General features: G+C 26.9%; 13 protein-coding genes and 2 tRNA genes. 6 read left to right on the top strand and 9 right to left on the bottom strand.

Annotated elements, in window-relative coordinates:
• Positions 1-487: 487 nt before the first annotated feature.
• Together M9405_RS00275 and orn are read right to left on the bottom strand one after the other, a co-directional pair.
• Positions 488-563: transfer RNA gene (locus M9405_RS00275), tRNA-Gly, on the bottom strand.
• A 168-nt stretch (positions 564-731) separates the two neighbouring features.
• The gene (gene orn / locus M9405_RS00270) at positions 732-1,271 is read right to left on the bottom strand and encodes an oligoribonuclease (protein WP_250223293.1); all 540 of its coding nucleotides are present in this window, start codon (positions 1,269-1,271) and stop codon (positions 732-734) included.
• 607 nt (positions 1,272-1,878) lie between these two features.
• Between orn and asd the strand changes: the two genes are divergently transcribed.
• Together asd and mscM are read left to right on the top strand one after the other, a co-directional pair.
• Positions 1,879-2,772: an archaetidylserine decarboxylase gene (gene asd / locus M9405_RS00265; RefSeq protein WP_250223292.1), complete on the top strand. Its 894-nt coding sequence runs from the start codon at positions 1,879-1,881 to the stop codon at positions 2,770-2,772.
• A gap of 85 nt (positions 2,773-2,857) precedes the next feature.
• Positions 2,858-6,220: a miniconductance mechanosensitive channel MscM gene (gene mscM, locus M9405_RS00260; protein WP_284345869.1), complete on the top strand. Its 3,363-nt coding sequence runs from the start codon at positions 2,858-2,860 to the stop codon at positions 6,218-6,220.
• Between the two features lie 68 nt (positions 6,221-6,288).
• On the opposite strand, the gene efp is transcribed toward mscM, so the two are convergent.
• From efp to M9405_RS00245, 3 genes are all read right to left on the bottom strand, one after another.
• Positions 6,289-6,870 (bottom strand): elongation factor P, encoded by a 582-nt coding sequence (efp, locus tag M9405_RS00255; protein ID WP_250223290.1) that lies wholly within the window; start codon positions 6,868-6,870, stop codon positions 6,289-6,291.
• Positions 6,871-7,053: 183 nt separating this feature from the next.
• Positions 7,054-8,694 (bottom strand): chaperonin GroEL, encoded by a 1,641-nt coding sequence (groL, locus tag M9405_RS00250; protein ID WP_250223289.1) that lies wholly within the window; start codon positions 8,692-8,694, stop codon positions 7,054-7,056.
• Between the two features lie 48 nt (positions 8,695-8,742).
• Positions 8,743-9,036 carry a co-chaperone GroES gene (locus M9405_RS00245; protein WP_250223288.1) on the bottom strand — a complete coding sequence of 98 codons (294 nt, stop codon included), beginning with the start codon at positions 9,034-9,036 and terminating at the stop codon, positions 8,743-8,745.
• 271 nt (positions 9,037-9,307) lie between these two features.
• On the opposite strand from M9405_RS00245, the gene cutA reads away from it, so the two are divergent.
• The 3 genes from cutA (at position 9,308) to metC (ending at position 11,766) form a co-directional block, all read left to right on the top strand.
• A complete protein-coding gene (cutA, locus tag M9405_RS00240) occupies positions 9,308-9,625 on the top strand; it encodes a divalent-cation tolerance protein CutA (protein WP_250223287.1) in 318 nt (105 codons plus the stop codon).
• A gap of 163 nt (positions 9,626-9,788) precedes the next feature.
• Positions 9,789-9,861, top strand: a tRNA-Phe gene (locus M9405_RS00235).
• A 717-nt stretch (positions 9,862-10,578) separates the two neighbouring features.
• On the top strand, positions 10,579-11,766 hold the full coding sequence (gene metC / locus M9405_RS00230) for a cystathionine beta-lyase (protein ID WP_250223286.1): 1,188 nt from the start codon (positions 10,579-10,581) through the stop codon (positions 11,764-11,766).
• A 128-nt stretch (positions 11,767-11,894) separates the two neighbouring features.
• On the opposite strand, the gene M9405_RS00225 is transcribed toward metC, so the two are convergent.
• The 3 genes from M9405_RS00225 to hldE form a co-directional block, all read right to left on the bottom strand.
• Positions 11,895-12,635: a 1-acylglycerol-3-phosphate O-acyltransferase gene (locus M9405_RS00225; protein WP_250223285.1), complete on the bottom strand. Its 741-nt coding sequence runs from the start codon at positions 12,633-12,635 to the stop codon at positions 11,895-11,897.
• A gap of 327 nt (positions 12,636-12,962) precedes the next feature.
• On the bottom strand, positions 12,963-13,607 hold the full coding sequence (gene ribB, locus M9405_RS00220; RefSeq protein ID WP_250223284.1) for a 3,4-dihydroxy-2-butanone-4-phosphate synthase: 645 nt from the start codon (positions 13,605-13,607) through the stop codon (positions 12,963-12,965).
• Positions 13,608-14,282: 675 nt separating this feature from the next.
• Entirely contained in the window at positions 14,283-15,725 is a 1,443-nt protein-coding gene (gene hldE / locus M9405_RS00215) for a bifunctional D-glycero-beta-D-manno-heptose-7-phosphate kinase/D-glycero-beta-D-manno-heptose 1-phosphate adenylyltransferase HldE (RefSeq protein WP_250223283.1), read from the bottom strand.
• A gap of 386 nt (positions 15,726-16,111) precedes the next feature.
• On the opposite strand from hldE, the gene M9405_RS00210 reads away from it, so the two are divergent.
• Complete coding sequence (locus M9405_RS00210) at positions 16,112-17,347, top strand: multifunctional CCA addition/repair protein (protein ID WP_250223282.1); 1,236 nt, start codon at positions 16,112-16,114, stop codon at positions 17,345-17,347.
• 239 nt (positions 17,348-17,586) lie between these two features.
• Here the strand turns inward: M9405_RS00210 and uppP are convergent, their stop codons facing one another.
• Positions 17,587-18,426 (bottom strand): undecaprenyl-diphosphatase UppP, encoded by an 840-nt coding sequence (gene uppP / locus M9405_RS00205; protein WP_250223281.1) that lies wholly within the window; start codon positions 18,424-18,426, stop codon positions 17,587-17,589.
• Positions 18,427-18,543 lie beyond the last annotated feature (117 nt).

The following is an 18,543-nucleotide window of genomic DNA, read 5'->3' as shown; positions in this document are numbered from 1 at the left end:
CAATAATTCAAACATTTTATTTTTTTTTGATAAAATACCCAACTGTTGTATTATTTTAATACATAAAAATTCTGAAATGCTGTTCTAAATAATCTCCAATACACATTCTCAATGTATATTAAATTAGCAATATACCCAACAAAACATGAAAAATATATTTTCTAAAAATATATTATATGATATAAGACTTTATCTATATAAGATCACCGATTCTTTTAGATTACTAAATTTATTAAGAAAAATGTGAAATATCCCCAAATTAAACTTATATACTAAAGTCAATAACATTTATTATAACATAACTTATCTTATATATAATAGCCAAACTTTTTAAAAGTTATCCGCATTATCTACTTTAATATAAATATTTGTTCTGTCTCTAATCTAGAAACTGCTCTATTTAAATCAGAAATATAAATCGTTTATTATGCAATAATATTTCTTTATTTTCTGTATATTTAAAACTAAAAAACACACTCAAAAAAAATGGAGCGGGAAACGAGACTCGAACTCGCGACTTCAACCTTGGCAAGGTTGCGCTCTACCTACTAAGCTATTCCCGCTTATGCCGTATAAACAAGATACAAAACTATTTTGTTATATATATTAGAATATCCCAATCTCTTAAATTTATATATTATCAAGAGCATCATAAACTAATTGTTCTAATATTTCTATAATACAGAATCTAAACACATCAGATATAATGAAATATCTAATTTTTTAATTCTCTATAATTTTAAAAAATATTTTCGATAATATGTTAATTCTGTAACAGATGATCGAATATCATCTAAAGCACGATGAGTTTTTTTTAATTTTAATCCTGATAACAAATCTGACCTCCAACGTAGCACTAGTTCTTTTAATGTACTTACATCTAAATAATGATAATTAAAATAATTTTCTAATTCTGGCATATATTTTAATAAAAAACGACGATCTTGAGCAATATTATTCCCACATATTGGAGATTTTTTAAAAGCAACCCAATTTTTTAAAAAACTTATTGTTAAATTAGCTGCATTAATTTCATTAAATTTACTAGACCTAACTTTCTGTAATAATCCAGTAGCATTATGAACATTCATGTTCCAATCGTCCATCAAAGATAATTGAGTTTCGGATTGAAATATTGCTATTACAGGACCTTCTGACAAAATATTTAATTTACTATCCGTAACTAACGTAGCAATCTCTAAGATACGATCCTTTTCTAAATTTAAACCAGTCATTTCTAAATCTATCCATATTAAATTATCATTGTACATGCATTCTCGCTTATATTAATAAAATGAATATTTTAACATTATTATATTGTTATTATACAATAATAACTTTGATAATATTTAATAAATAAAACACAATATAATATCAAATCTGTATTTAAATAAATCTTAACACATAATAAACACTATAAATTAATTACTCAAAATTTAATATTAAGTATAAAACTTTATTAATTAAATAAAGTAAAATACACAATAAAATATTGCGTTAAATAATAAATTCTATTATGCATAATACCATATTTATGCTTTCAGTATAATATGTACAAATATTAAGTGAATTATCATCAATAAAAGTAATAAAAAATCAGTTAATCCATACACTCCAGGTTTCTATATATGTATATTAATTCTATTAATAGATAGTTATTTAACACGTTTATAATACGTAATTTATGTACATTTGCTACCAATGTTATTGGTAGCAATATATAAAATACATATAACTTGTATATTTTATACAAAATATTACGTTATATGTGATATAGTCACATCTTACTAAGATAGTATTTCTCAAAATACTAAAAATCAAACGTACAATTTTTATTAAATTAAATATTATATAAAATAATTTAAATTAGGTGCTTTTATGATAGAAAAAATACAAGTATTACTACAATATGTATTGCCAAAATACTGGATAACTTATTTAATCGGTTTAGGAGCTTCATGGAAAGGAGGATGCATCACACATTACATTATTAAATTATTTATTCGAATTTATAAAATAGATATGAAAGATTTTGAAAAAATTAATATAAACCAATATACAACATTTAACGAATTTTTTACTAGAAAACTACATAGTAATGCTAGACCTATCGATAATAATGCATCTACACTGATCATTCCGGCGGACGGAATAATAACTCAGACCGGAAAAATAAATCAAACAAAAATTTTTCAAGTAAAAGGAATTTCCTATCATCTGGATGAATTACTAGCTGGACACGATAATATTATAAATTATTTCATTAATGGAATTTTTTCTATTATATATATACCTGTACAAAACTGTCATCGTGTTTATATGCCTTGTACAGGAACGTTACGTGAAGTACTATACATACCAGGTGATTTATTTTCAGTGAATCCAAAAATTGCAACAAATATACCTAATATATTTTCTCGTAATGAAAGAGTTATTTGTATATTTGAAACAAATTTTGGTTATATGGCTCAAATTTTAATCGGTTCCATGATAGTAGGTAGCATTAAAACCACATGGCTTGGTACTATCACTCCACCAAGAGCTGGTGTAGTTAAACATTGGCATTATCCACAAAAAGACACTAATAATGATAGTCATCATAATACAATCATATTAAAAAAGGGAAATGAAATGGGATTATTTAAATTGGGGTCTACTGTAATCAACTTATTTGACAGCAAAAAAGTAATAATAAATAAATTTCAACCACATGATGTAGCCCGAATTGGTATGCCTTTAGCTCAAGGTTATAATGATAATTCAAAAAACTAAAAATAATCACATATAAAGTTTATACATATAAAAATGATATATCGGAAAAATATTATTTTTGTAAATTTACACGAAATGATGCTATATGGTGATTTTTAACAAACAAACCAACTGTTTATATAAAATATTTTCATTAATACTTATATATATTTTGATATTGTTATTTCCAAGTCCAATATCTGCATCTAACTTGCTAGAAACACAAAAAATAAAAACAGATTTTTTCCCTTCCATGCAAGGAAAAATTAATAATAAAAATTTTTTTGTAAATGATCTAAAATCTACATTATGTTGTGCTATTGAACATAATTCTTCTAAGATAGAACCGTGGAAATGTAAAAAAAAAATAAATAATTATTTTTACATGATTTTTCAGTGGAAAATACTTCATTACAATATACATAATCAAAATATTTTTTTAGACCTAAATATTTATAATAAAAAATTAAACAAAAGATTAATATTTATTAATAATAAAATAATAAATTTATTAAAAATAAATCAGCAAAAAAAAATCACTACTCATTATATAAATGAGTTAACAACATTAATATCACAAAAAATAATAAAATTCAGAAATATATTAAATTTTTTAAAAATACAAAAAATATTACTATTTCATAAAAATAATCTACTAGTAAAAAAAAATAAATTCATCTCGTTATGCGAATATCAAAAAATTAGACTATCAAAAACATCCAAATTAGAATTTGCTGACCGCAAAATTAATATTATTCACAAATACACAGTATCTGAATTAAATTCAGCATTGTCTGAAAAAAAATATAATTCCACTTTTAATATCTTAAAAATATTCAAAAAATATTCAAATTTTTTACATGAAAAACAATTTAAATATCTATCTATTCAAGATAATACAATTATTTTAAATATAAAAAATGATTTATTACCTAAATCTATCAAACAACAAGTATATATTACTCACGAACTCTTAATGATTTTAGAACAACAAACACGTAATATAAATAAGATTGCATTAAAACAACAAGAAGTTTCCTTACATACTTTACAAGTGAAACAAGCTTTAACTAACCTAACTAATCAAGCTCAATGGTTAAATAAATCTCCTGTGCTTGGCGCAACATTACGCTCTCAATTTTCTAAATTACCAAAAATGCCAAAATTACAAAAAATTGATCATGATATGAAAAAATTAAGGAGTCAACGATTAATATATGAAAATAAATTAAAAAAACTAACTTTTCTACCTTTAAAAAATAAACAAGATGACAACACATCACTTACACTATCACAACAACATATTATTACATCACAAATAACTAAACAACGTAATATTATTATTATGTTATTAAATAGTTTCGATACTCAAATTCTCGCATTAACAAAATTAAAAATTTCTTCTGAAGAACTTCAAAATATTTTAAAAGATATGTATAAAGCTATACACCGTTATTTATTTTGGATACCTGACATTCCTCCGATTACTATTTCTTATCCTTTAGACGTTTATCAAGATTGTTACAAATTATTAACGATGTATAAATTAAAAAATCTAGTAAAAATACTATATGAAATTCTTTTTGTTAAAAAGAAAATACTAATATTAACAATATTATGCATCAGTATATATATAATAATATATTATATAGCATATTATTTTTATCAAAAATTTCTAGAACAGTCTAGCAAAAAAATAGGTAAAATTAATCAAGATAATTTTTTAGTCACTTTTCATAATATATGGAGTTCAATATTAATATCATTACCATTTCCCATTGCATGGGAAATTATAGGATACAATTTAAGTAATTCTTGGTCATGCATTACTTATGAAGTAATTGGTGATAGCATGCGTAGTACAACTATTTTATTGTGGATTTTATTAATAGGCGCGCGATTCGCATCTACACATGGATTATTTATTACCCATTTTGGGTGGTCTCAAAAAAAAGTACAGATAATTTTTTCAAAGAATTATATTTATAATGTAAGCATAATTATTTTTTTAACAACTACTACCATGATATTCAACCATTATAATAATCAAGAATTCCATAATACTTTAGGCAGATTATGTTTTATATCATTATGTATTTACTTGATATTTATCACAAATAAACTAAAAATTTTTGGTTTAAATTTACATACAAACAAATACAAATCTTCTGATAATATTATTAACCATTTTTTATGGAATATAATGTTATGCGCTCCAATAATCTCTGTATTTACTGTAAGTATAGGTTACTTTTTTGCTACGCAAGCATTGTTAGCCCGACTAGAAATCTCTTTACTAATTTGGGTGATAATATTGATAATATATCACATTATTCGTAGATGGATGCATATACAAAGTATGTACTTTACACTTAAATCATCAAAAACACAGTGTACCATTCTTTCATCAAAAGAAAAAAAAAATAACAATTTACGAAATTCTATAGAGAAAATAAACACACTAACTCTGCATAATAAAGAAAATAAAAATAATTTAGATTTAGATACTATTAGTGCACAATCTTTACAATTAATACGATCTATATTAACACTTATTGCTTTATTATTAATGACTTTGTTATGGTCAGAATTACGATCAGCGTTTTCATTTTTAGAAAACATTACATTATGGGATGTAACGTCTACTATTAAGGGCATAGATAATATTCAACCGATCACTCTTAACGCTTTTCTTATTGCTATTCTAGTAATCATTATTACTACACAAACAGCGCGAAATTTACCAGCATTTTTAGAATTAACTTTTCTACAACGTCTAAATATTTCTTCAGGAACACGATATACTATCACGACATTAACTAAATATATATTAATGTTACTTGGCGGTATCATAGGATGTTCGTTAATAGGGATAGAATGGGTTAAGATACAATGGTTAATAGCTGCATTAGGTGTAGGTTTGGGCTTTGGTCTACAAGAAATTTTTGCTAATTTTATTTCTGGAGTAATGATTTTATTTGAAAAACCAATTCGTATCGGAGATACTGTAACTATTGATAATTTTACCGGTAATATAACAAAAATTAGTATTAGAGCAACAATTATTACTGACTGGGATCACAGAGAAATCATCGTCCCAAATCGAGAATTCATTACAAAAAAATTTATTAATTGGTCTTTATCAGACAAAATAATACGTGTAGTTTTAAGATTTCCTGTACCACCTCAAACTAATATAAATACTGTAATAAAAACTATATTAAAAATGATAAAAACAGTGCCATATATTTTAGAAAATCCATCCCCGGAAATATATTTAGCTAATATACAACAAGGATTTCCTATTCTTGAAGCAAGAACATATGTATCAGATATAAAATATCGTATGCTTATACGCCATCAAATACATATGTTAATTTTTAACTACTATAAAGATAAAGGATTAAATATGCCTTATATACCTACCTATCTTTATTACCTACAATTATATATGCACAAAGATTTTTAAAAAAATAAATAAATACTAACCGTTAACAATCTCAATAAATTATAAAAAATAACTCTTTATTTTATTATTTATCTTATTCTAGATACATATATACCAGAACGAGTGTTAACTTTTACTACATCACCTGATTGTATAAAAAGGGGAACTTTAATGATAGCACCAGTACTCACTGTAGCTAATTTAATTCCAGAAGATCCAGATAAAGACGCAGTATATCTCTTCTTTGTAGAAATACTAGTATTTATAATTTTTAATCCTATATATTCAGGAGGTACTACTAGGATGGGAGCGCTATTCCACAAAGTCACGGCATAGTGTAATTGATTAACCATCCATTTAACATTATTGCCTATTATTTGTTCGGCTACTGCAATTTCTTCAAAATTTTTTTCATTAATAAAATACCAAAATATATTATCATTGTAAATATATACTAAATCTACTTCTACAAGATCAGCAGATTCAAAAAAATCGCCAGATTTAACAGTTTTTTCTAAAATTTTCCCTGATTTAATTTGTTTAAATCGTACACGACTAAATGCTTGACCTTTTCCGGGTTTTATAGCTTCTGCATGTAAAATAATACATGGTTCATTATTTTGAATTATTTTAAGACCAGACTTAAAATCATTAATATGATATATTACCATAATAAAAAGAAAATATAAATATTTTAAAATTAACAAAAAAACGAACCGAAAAACCTCAATATTAACAATAATACTAATAATGTTATCGGTTCGTTTGCACCTTTCTTATTTCTTTCAAGAAATAAGAAACATAATATACAACATTTTTACATTACTATTATGCTAAAATAGTAGTGCTATTTATTACATCATACCACCCATATTGCCACCAGCTCCAGCAGCGCCACCTAAATCAGGTTTATCTTCTTTAGGTAATTCAGTAACCATACATTCAGTAGTAATCATTAAACCTGCGATAGATGCAGCATATTGCAAAGCAGAACGAGTTACTTTAGTAGGATCTAAAATTCCTAGTTCTATCATATTACCATATTTTTCAGTAGCTGCGTTATAACCGGTATTCCCTTCTCCAGATCTAACGTTATTAGCTATTACTGATGGCTCTTCTCCGGCGTTTGCCATAATCTGACGCAAAGGCGCTTCCATCGCACGACGAGCCACTTTAATACCAACATCTTGATCCTCATTGTCACCAGACAAATTACGAATAGCATTAGCTACACGAATTAAAGCAACTCCACCTCCTGCAACAACACCCTCTTCAACAGCAGCACGAGTTGCATGCAAGGCATCCTCTACCCGAGCTTTCTTTTCTTTCATTTCCACTTCAGTAGCTGCCCCGACCTTAATTACAGCAACACCACCCGCTAATTTAGCAACACGTTCTTGTAATTTTTCACGATCATAATCAGAAGTTGCTTCATCCCGTTGCTGATTAATCTGCGCTACACGACTATTTATAGCAGACTTATTGCCTACACCATCAATAATGGTAGTGGCATCTTTAGTGATAACAACACGTTTAGCTTGACCCATATCTTCTAAAGTTGATTTTTCTAACTCTAATCCAATTTCTTCAGAGATTACAGTTCCAGCAGTTAACACTGCTATATCTTGCAACATAGCTTTACGACGATCTCCAAATCCTGGAGCTTTAACAGCAGTTACTTTTACTATTCCACGCATATTATTTACTACTAAAGTAGCCAAAGCTTCTCCTTCAACATCTTCAGCAATAATAAGTAACGGTTTTCCTGCTTTCGCAACAGATTCTAATATAGGCAACATTTCTCTAATATTAGAAATTTTCTTATCTGCTAATAAAATGAAAGGATGCTCCAATTCAACCGCACCACTTTCCGGTTTATTTACAAAATAAGGAGACAAATAACCTCTGTCAAACTGCATGCCTTCCACCACATCTAATTCATCCTGTAAACCAGACCCCTCTTCTACAGTAATTACACCTTCTTTACCTACTTTATCCATAGCTTGGGCAATCAATTTTCCTACAGTTTCATCAGAATTTGCAGAAATAGTACCAACTTGTGCTATAGCTTTAGGATCAGAACAAGGTACTGATAGTTTTTTTAGTTCTTCTACTGCTGCGACTACTGCTTTATCAATACCACGCTTTAGATCCATAGGATTCATACCAGCAGCAACGGCTTTCAGCCCTTCATTAACTATAGATTGAGCTAACACAGTAGCAGTAGTAGTTCCATCACCTGCTGAATCATTAGCCTTGGATGCAACCTCCTTAACCATTTGAGCACCCATGTTTTCAAATTTATCTTCTAACTCAATTTCTCGTGCTACGGAAACACCATCTTTAGTTATAACCGGCGCTCCAAAAGATTTGTCTAAAACCACATTCCTACCTTTAGGTCCAAGAGTAACTTTCACTGCATCGGCTAAAACATTAACACCACGAAGCATCTTAACACGAGCATCATTACCAAATTTTACATCTTTAGCTGCCATTTCATTTTCCTTAAAAATTTTAAATTCAATTAATAAGTTAGTCGTGAATTATTTCTCAACGATAGCAAGGATATCGCTTTCTGACATAATTAATACTTCCTCGTTATCAATTTTTTCAACTTTTACACCATAACCGTCATTGAAAATTACGGTATCACCAACACGTACATCTAAAGCTTTTACCCCTCCGTTTTCCAAAACACGGCCATGACCAACAGCCAACACCTCTCCTCTAGTAGACTTACCAGCTGCAGATCCAGTCAATACGATACCTCCAGCAGATTTTGATTCAACCTCTTTACGCTTAACAATTACACGATCATGCAATGGACGAATTTTCATTTAATACTCCTAATTACATATTATATACTATTTGTATAATAAATCTATTAGATTCGCACTATATATTAGACGCAAGTTCTATTAATATTACTGCCTCAAGACAATATCTAAAATGGGGGCATTACAGATTGCTTCAAGGGGAAATAAGAAATTTTTTAATTTACATACACATATATACATTATGAGATAATATTTAAACAATTTATGCTGCTCCACAAAATACTAATATCTTAAGTAAGAATACTACAATAATTCAACAAGGTACTATAAAATGATAATTATTTTATGCACTATACCTAACCATACATCTCTTGTTTCTAAGATAACAAAAAATTTACTAAATCAAAAATTAGCAGCCTGCATAACTATAATAAACACTGTACAGTCATTCTATTATTGGAACAATACGCTTACAACTGATACCGAAATACAATTATTAATAAAAACACGAAATACTCTAAAAACCTCAGTGTTTAAAACAATAAAAGAAATTCATCCTTATAAAATACCAGAGTTATTAGTATTACCGATTCTGGATGGCGACTCTAATTATCTATCATGGATGCAATCAGTATTACCTCAAACGTAATATTTTAAACAACAGAATTTAAATGTAAAAACTAAAAAATTACAATTAATTTTTAAAATTGCTTTTGCTATTTTTTGCTTTTAAAAAAAAATTTTTTTGATAGAATAAGCTATCAAAAGATTTTATAGAAAAATATTCTTTCAATACACATGTAAAATCAAGAGCCCGGATAGCTCAGTCGGTAGAGCAGAGGACTGAAGATCCTCGTGTCCTTGGTTCAATTCCAAGTCCGGGCATTTACAATAAAATTCTAAATTTAAAATTAACCAGTGCTATTAATATAATTATTCTCAAATTAATTTTTTCTTATTTAAAAACTTTTATTAAGAATATTAAAAGGATACATAAAAGAACAATTTTGTTAAATATGAACAACGCTCTATTTAACTAAACTCACAGAACAAAATGTAATAATTGATATTTAAATATATTAATTTTTAACTGTTGCGACCAAAATTATTATATGATACTGATATATACAAGCCAACATTGCTAACAGCAATATGCACTACTACTGATAGTAATAAAATAGTAATACTGATCAACATATAGTAACACAGAATTATAATTAAAATATAGCACGACAAATCTACAAAAATTTTTATGTGAATAGAACGTAAAATATCTATTTTGCATGTGAAATATGATGTATCTAATTTTAAGAACCATAAACCATCTGCATATAAATAAATTTACTAACTCATACAATGTTCTATTGATGAATACTAATTGATAAAATTCAAGAACTGTCATTCATATAACTATAAATTTTTAAATAAAAGATTTTATATAAAAAAACTTTATATTGATTCTTGCTTGCAAATCTTTACCACAAGAGATTATTATAAGGAAATAAAATAACATATTTAAGAAAACTAAATAGAACTTATAGAATCTAAAAACAATATTATATAAATTATAACTTTAAATTTATTTAAATAAATATAACACTTATGAGTACAATTAAAACCAAATTAATTATTTCAGGAAGAAGCAAAAAATATACACATGGAGCAATTAATCCCATTATTCAACGTACATCTTCAGTAATATTTGATTCTGTTGAAGAACAAAAAAAAATTGCTAAAGAACACCACTATTCAAAACAACTGTTTTATGGACGCTATGGCACTATAACTCATTTTTCTTTCTGTAAATCAATGACAGAACTAGAACATGGAGTGGGTTGTGCGTTATATCCCTGTGGCACAGCAGCTATTACCCACACAATTCTTTCTTTTGTAAATCCAGGAGATCATATTTTAATTACAGAATCTGCGTATGAACCAACACAAAAATTCTGTCGATATATTGCAAAAAAAATGAATATAAATATTACTTGGTTTGATCCACTTATTGAGCAAGAAATTTATAATTTGATTCATTACAATACCTGTTTAGTTATATTAGAATCTCCAGGTTCCATCACTATGGAAGTACAAAATATACCTAGTATAGTGCAAGCAATTCGTAAAAAAAAACCAGATACTACTATTATCTTGGATAATACTTGGTCTGCTGGAGTATTTTTAAAACCCTTAGATATCGGTGTAGATATTTCCCTGCAATCTGGCACTAAATATATCATAGGTCATTCTGATGCGATGATAGGAACAGCAGTATCTAACGAACGTTGCTGGGAAAGATTACAGAAACAATATTACTTAATGGGACAAATGGTAGATACTGATACTGCATATATGGCATCTAGGGGATTACGCACATTACATATAAGATTAAAACAACATGAAGAAAATGGATTACACATTGCCAAATGGTTATCTCAGCACCCCGCTATAGAACGAGTCAATCACCCAGCTTTACCCACATGCAAAGGACATAATAATTTTTTAAAAAATTTTAGTGGATCTAGTGGATTATTTTCGTTTATTTTAAAAAAAAAATTAAACAACGTACAATTATCCAATTTTCTTAATAATTTTAAATATTTCAAAATTGCATATTCTTGGGGCGGATTCGAATCTTTAATTTTAGCGTATCAAACTAAAGAACTATGTTCTATGCGCCCTATTAAAACATTAGATTTTACAGGAACTTTAATTAGAGTTCATATCGGATTAGAAGATCCTAATGATTTAATACAAGATTTATCTCATGGATTGAATAGAATCGATGTGTAAATAAATAATAACTATTCAAAATATTATATGCGTACTCTTTACATATTTATCAAAATCATATTAAATACATCATATGCGAATATAAGGACTGCATAAAAATATTTATATAAACAGTAGCAATATATTTTTTAATTGACTAAATTATGATCTTCTCGTTGAAGAGACTCTTTGCTTAAAGAATCAATTCTATTTTTCATAATCATATAACAATACTTAGTAACATAACGAACTTGGCTTAAATTATATCCTGCAGTATCTATAGGTGGCATAATTTCAATTATTACTACGCCATTAGACCAACGATTTAATTTTACTTTATTATTAAGGTTAGATACACAAATTGGCACAATAGGTATTTTATTGGAAATCGCTGCGTGAAAAATACTAGTTTTGAATGGCAATAATCCTTTATTAAAGCTACGTTTTCCCTCTGGAAATACCCAAAGAGAAATATTATCTACTTTAATAGATCTAACTATTTTTAATACAGTATTATAAGCAGTAAATCTTCTAGAACGATTAATTAATATATTACCACATAACCAATATAACTGACCAAATAACGGAATCCAAAGCAGATTTTTCTTTCCTACTGTTATAGTACGAGGCGGTACTATACAAGACACCGTTACCATATCATAATTATTTTGATGATTAGATATATATATACAATTTTTGGGTAATTTATCTTTTAAAAGATTACGTATTTCAACAGTAATCCCAAATATAGGTGCCATACTTCCAAATAAACGACCTAAAAAAGCTGTGTTATTTGGATGTCTTGGCCTTAATATACAATAAATAATACCGAGTATACAAATACTAACTGATAGTATTGATGCTAAAATAATACGTATAACTGCAAGCACAAAAAATTCCCTATGTTAATAGCATATTATTAACAGTATTTTGCAATAATATCAATTACTTTAATTAATTTTTAAAAACTTATAAGAAAAATAATACTACTTAATCATTTATTCAATATAAAACAATTATTATTTATGATAATTTCATACAACTTAATTGTTTAATAACATATTATATTTCAACAAAACTTTATATAAATAAAAACTAATAAACCTAGTTATAATTATAACCCTATATAAATATTTTTATCAAAAAATTAATAGTTCTTTTACAAAAAGAACTAATGTTAAAATTAAAACATTTTAGATATTTTTATCATATAACACTTAAGGACACATAGCATTTCGATAATCTATAATATCTGCAATAGTCAAAACTGGCATGGTATATTTATGTGAAAATTTAATAATTTCTAAAATACGCGCCATACTTCCATCTTCATTTGTTACTTCACACAATACTCCAAATGGACCTAATCCAGCTAATATAGCTAAATCAACAGCTGCTTCCGTATGCCCTGCGCGTTTTAAAACACCACCATTTTTTGCGCGCAAAGGAAAAACATGTCCAGGACGACGCAAATCAGATGGTTTCGCATACTCTTTTATAGATGTTCTTATAGTAGTTAATCTATCAGATGCTGATACACCCGTAGTAATACCTGTTGCTGCTTCTATTGTAATAGTAAAAGCAGTCTGATAATTATTGTTATTATTTTCTACCATAACTGGTAAATTTAATTGTTTACACCTATCTTCTGTTAAACACAAACATACTATTCCACTACCATAACGTATAGCCAATGCCATTTGTTCAACTGTCATATTCTCTGCAGCAAAAACCATATCACCTTCGTTTTCTCGATTTTCGTCATCCATTACTAAAATGCCACGACCATAGCGTAAAGCATCTAATGCATTTTCAACACGCTCCCTAGATGTGCCAAAAGTAGATAAAATATCTTGATGCATGACTATTCTATCCTCAATAAAATTTTGATTTTACTAAATATAAAAAATTAACTACATATTAAATATGTATAAAAATAAGCGCGTACTAATAATTATCTTATGAACTGCTATAGCAAAATATATTATTCAAAACTTACTAATATTATATACCCATTTCATACTACCAATGAATTTCACCTATATTGCTCATTACTGTATATTAAACATACTACTAGTTATAGTATTAATCTATACTATACTAAATACATAGTATATTTTATTTTTAATAAAAAAACTTTTAATATACTCAAACAATTACAATTATTAAAACTAATTTATTAAATTTCCTAGATATCTTGAGATTAACTAAAACAATATATCAATATTTGTACAAAAATAATCTGATCAGATATAACATAAATAAAAATTTATACACATAATAAATATTATATACACAACCTATAAAGTAACAATTAAATTAATCAGAAACATACGACACTTTATATATAAGTTCATACCATATATATGGTACCAACATAACGCTAAAATAGCTACTATCAATATATAAATCTATTGTAAAATAAAATTTATTACTAATAGACTTTTATATAACTTATTTGAATTCAACCTTTATATTATAAAAAATATAATATTAGACATTCTTCTTTTAGAAGATAAATATTTATTAAAATAAATTCATTTTTCCTTATCTTTTTTTTGAATCATAGAAATTATATTGCTACTAGAATCATCAGGACAAAAATCTAATGCACACACTTGTCCTCCTTGACGTAACACTTCTGCGCCTCCTTTAATATCAGCAACGTTATAATCACCGCCTTTTACTAAAACATCCGGAGATAAATTTACAATTAATCTAGTTGGAGTATCTTCACTAAAAGATACCACCCAATCTACTGCTGATAAAGCAGCTAGCACAAACATACGTTTTTCTAAAGTATTAATAGGTCTATTTTTACCTTTTAAACGTTTTGTTGAATCATCACTATTAACAGCTACAATCAATTTATCTCCAAGTTTCTTGGCATTAGTTAAATAACTAATATGGCCAGAATGCAATACATCAAATACACCATTAGTCATTACTATTTTTTCTCCTCTATCACGAACTAAGGCTATTTCTTTTTTCAATGTATTTTCATCTAATATTCCCAATGTTACATTAGCGCTAATGCATTTACTCATAACATTTTTAATTTCTGATACATTAGTAGTAGCGGTACCAAACTTTTTCACTACAGCTCCAGCAGCTAAATTAGCTAAAAAACATGCTTGTTCTAATCTAACACCTGAAGCTAACGCGGCGGATAGGACTCCAACCACTGTATCCCCAGCGCCAGTTACATCGTATACATCTTTCGCGTGTGTGGTAAAATATAACGGATCTCTATCCTTTATAAATAGAGTCATACCTTGCTCAGAACGAGTAAGTAATATGGCATGTAAATCATAATCAATTATGATTTCCTGTGCTCTACTAATTAATACCTTTTCGGTATAACACAATCCGGCTGCAGCTTCAAATTCTGATATATTAGGCGTTAATATAGTAGCTCCACTATATCGAGTAAACTGTGTCCCTTTAGGATCTATTACAACAGGTATATTAATACAACGTGCTAATTTAATTAGATCTTCTATACAACTTAACGAACCTTTTGCGTAGTCAGATAATACCAAAATTTTACATTCAGGCAAATATAATTTTGCCCGTTCAAATAATTCTTTAGCATTAACTTTATTAAAATTATTCTCAAAATCTAATCTAATTAGTTGCTGATTATGTGAAATAATACGTAATTTTATTATAGTAGGACATTCTTTAATAGTAATAAAATCCCAATCTATATTTGACTGACTTAACTGTTTTCCCAAAATTTTTGCAGCTTCATCCGATCCAGTTAATCCTAACAATCTTGATCGAGCACCTAAAGACGCAATATTCATTGCAACATTAGCAGCTCCACCTGGTTTATCTAGAATCTTATCAACTTTAACAATAGGTACAGGCGCTTCTGGAGAAATCCTATTAGATACTCCATACCAATATCGGTCTAACATAATATCTCCTACAATCAATACATTAGACTGAGAAAAATCTGGAAAAACTACAGTCATATTTTGTCCAAAAAAATAAATTTTTTATTAAAATGCTAATTATTTTATATAAAATATATATATTACAACAGTAAATACGCTTATCAAAAATCATATACTCGATAATTTAACTATATTGTTTATCATTAATATCTAATAAATATGATAAAATTAATTAAAATTATAAGTTATTAATTTTAATCTATATACGCTATAAACAAAACAATTAAATGAATAATTATACATCCATAATAAAATGATTATTCAAATTATTCTTTAAATAATTTACGATAACAAAATTATTATATTTATTTTAAAACAATTTATATTGTTGAATAACAATATTCTCAAGTAAATTGTATTAAAGAATGCATATAAAATTCGTACTATTTATATAAGGTCATATAATGAAAAAATATTTAGTAGGTGGGGCAGTACGAGATATGTTGCTAAAATTACCAATTAAAGAAAAAGACTGGGTAATAGTCGGATCTAATCCACAAGAAATGCTAAATACAGGTTATTCGCAAGTTGGAAAAGACTTTCCGGTATTTTTACACCCTAAAACTCATGAAGAATATGCATTGGCGCGCACTGAAAGAAAATCAGGATTAGGATATACTGGATTTATATGTAACACTACTTCTTCTATTACTATAGAAGAAGATTTATATCGTAGAGATTTAACGATTAATGCTATGGCTTATGATCCAAATACTAACGTTATTATAGATCCTTATCACGGACAACAAGATATACAATTAAGATTATTACGACATGTGTCTCACACATTTAATGAAGATCCATTACGAGTATTAAGAGTAGCAAGATTCGCCGCAAAACTAGCATACATGCATTTTACTATAGCACCAGATACTTTAGCTCTAATGAAAACAATGTCTAAAGAACTAATTACTATACCCTCAGAAAGGATCTGGACAGAAACAAAAAAAGCGTTAATTACTAATAGCCCACAGATATATTTTAAAATCTTATATTATTGCGGAGCCTTAAAAATTTTATTTCCTGAAATAAATATGTTATTTAATAAATTTTCTATTGCAGAAAATCATACTGAAATGAACATTGGTGCATATACTATGCAAGCGCTTTCTAAAATTGCATTTTTAACAAATGACATTAATATACGTTTTTCTATATTATGTCGAGATTTAGATACAAAATTTTTTTTTAACAAAACACAAAACAATATAAATACTAACTATATAAATAAAAAACAATCAGGAATTTCTAATATTAGAAATTTATGTAATAGATTAAAAATACCAAATAAAATTAGAAATTTTGCAGAAACTGTTTCAAAATACCGAAATTATTTATATAACTTTAAACAATTGCCTTCAGAAATATTAATAATTTTATTTAATAATTTTGACTGTTGGCACTATCCGAACAAAATAGAAAAAATAATATTAATCAATAAATCTAATATAACTAAATATAAAAAATTCCAAAATGATGCATTATCTGATCAAGAAAAATTTTTACGTAGCGCCTTTAGTATAGCTCAAAAAATTTCTACAGTTAATATCATTAACGATGGATTTACTGGAGTCAACATAAGTAAAGAGCTATACTTAAGACGTTTACATGCTTTGAACACATGGAGACACAAAAAATAAATATTTAATTTATTTACTCTCTTACAAGAGAGAGATATAAATCGCATACTGTTACATAAAACAACAAAAATATGTAAATATTAAATTCTACATATTACGCATAATATTACTATAAATAGTATAATGTTAATTTATTCACAATAATCAAGACTATTAAAAATAATTTAATCTATCTTTAATAAGATACTAATTAATCTTGCGTAACTTTAACTTTTAATAAATTAAAACTTGTTAAATGCCTAATTGTTAGGCATAATCTTTAAATAAATAAACCCCGCTAATAAAATTCGATATATTATAAAGGGAATAAATGAAATTTTTTGAATTATTTTTAAAAAATATTTAATAGTAAAAAAAGAAATAACAAATGCTGCACCGCTGCCAATAATTAATAATAAAATGTCCTGTATATTATTAAAAAATAATCTACACTGATATATAGTGCATACTATAGCCCCAAATATAACAGGTATTGCTATAAAAAAAGAAAATTCTGTTGATACACGTCGGTTTAAACCTACTAATAATCCTGCTCCAATAGTAGCCCCGGATCGAGAAAATCCTGGTAAAAAAGCTAAGCATTGACAACATCCAATTAATAATGCTTGTGCATACGTCATTTTATCAATATCAAAAGTACAGGAAGGTGTTTTAAAATAATATAATTCTCCAATTAACAAAAATACACTGCCAAATATCAAGCCATATATAATATATGTTATATCAAAGATATATCTGATACTTTCATACAAAATTATACCTAATATTATTCCAGGAAACGTTCCTAACAATATATGTTGAATACAAAAATGTTGTATATCAACATGTATTTTAGAAAAAAAATTGTTTATACAGATAATATGCATAGCACACAATTTCTTCCAAAATGTCAATACTATAGATATAACAACACCAAATTGTATAACTATAACAAAATTAATCATAGAATCATCGGTGCAATTAAGAAGATTTTTAACCATAATCATATGTCCTGTCGAAGAAATAGGTAAAAATTCAGTTAAACCTTCTACTATCCCTAATATAAACACTATAATTAATTTATGTATGTATAAATACATATAAAATCCCAATAAAAATTTATTGAACACAAAATATTATAAATAATTATTTTAATACAAAACATTTTATTTTAAACATGCCACTTTTATTTTAAAAAATAAATACATTGAATTTAA

The organism is Candidatus Blochmannia ocreatus (assembly GCF_023585745.1).
Classification (GTDB): domain Bacteria; phylum Pseudomonadota; class Gammaproteobacteria; order Enterobacterales; family Enterobacteriaceae; genus Blochmanniella; species Blochmanniella ocreatus.
The sequence above is the reverse complement of the archived record's forward strand: the minus strand, read 5'-3'. Positions and strand labels throughout refer to the sequence as shown.

Bases quoted from the DNA above. Each gene is read 5' to 3' on its own strand.
- hldE (WP_250223283.1), bottom strand. From the start codon at position 15,725: ATGACTGTAGTTTTTCCAGATTTTTCTCAGTCTAATGTATTGATTGTA.
- uppP (WP_250223281.1), bottom strand. From the start codon at position 18,426: ATGTATTTATACATACATAAATTAATTATAGTGTTTATATTAGGGATA.
- cutA (WP_250223287.1), top strand. From the start codon at position 9,308: ATGATAATTATTTTATGCACTATACCTAACCATACATCTCTTGTTTCT.
- ribB (WP_250223284.1), bottom strand. From the start codon at position 13,607: ATGCATCAAGATATTTTATCTACTTTTGGCACATCTAGGGAGCGTGTT.
- metC (WP_250223286.1), top strand. From the start codon at position 10,579: ATGAGTACAATTAAAACCAAATTAATTATTTCAGGAAGAAGCAAAAAA.
- asd (WP_250223292.1), top strand. From the start codon at position 1,879: ATGATAGAAAAAATACAAGTATTACTACAATATGTATTGCCAAAATAC.
- groL (WP_250223289.1), bottom strand. From the start codon at position 8,694: ATGGCAGCTAAAGATGTAAAATTTGGTAATGATGCTCGTGTTAAGATG.
- M9405_RS00245 (WP_250223288.1), bottom strand. From the start codon at position 9,036: ATGAAAATTCGTCCATTGCATGATCGTGTAATTGTTAAGCGTAAAGAG.
- orn (WP_250223293.1), bottom strand. From the start codon at position 1,271: ATGTACAATGATAATTTAATATGGATAGATTTAGAAATGACTGGTTTA.
- efp (WP_250223290.1), bottom strand. From the start codon at position 6,870: ATGGTAATATATCATATTAATGATTTTAAGTCTGGTCTTAAAATAATT.
- mscM (WP_284345869.1), top strand. From the start codon at position 2,858: ATGGTGATTTTTAACAAACAAACCAACTGTTTATATAAAATATTTTCA.
- M9405_RS00210 (WP_250223282.1), top strand. From the start codon at position 16,112: ATGAAAAAATATTTAGTAGGTGGGGCAGTACGAGATATGTTGCTAAAA.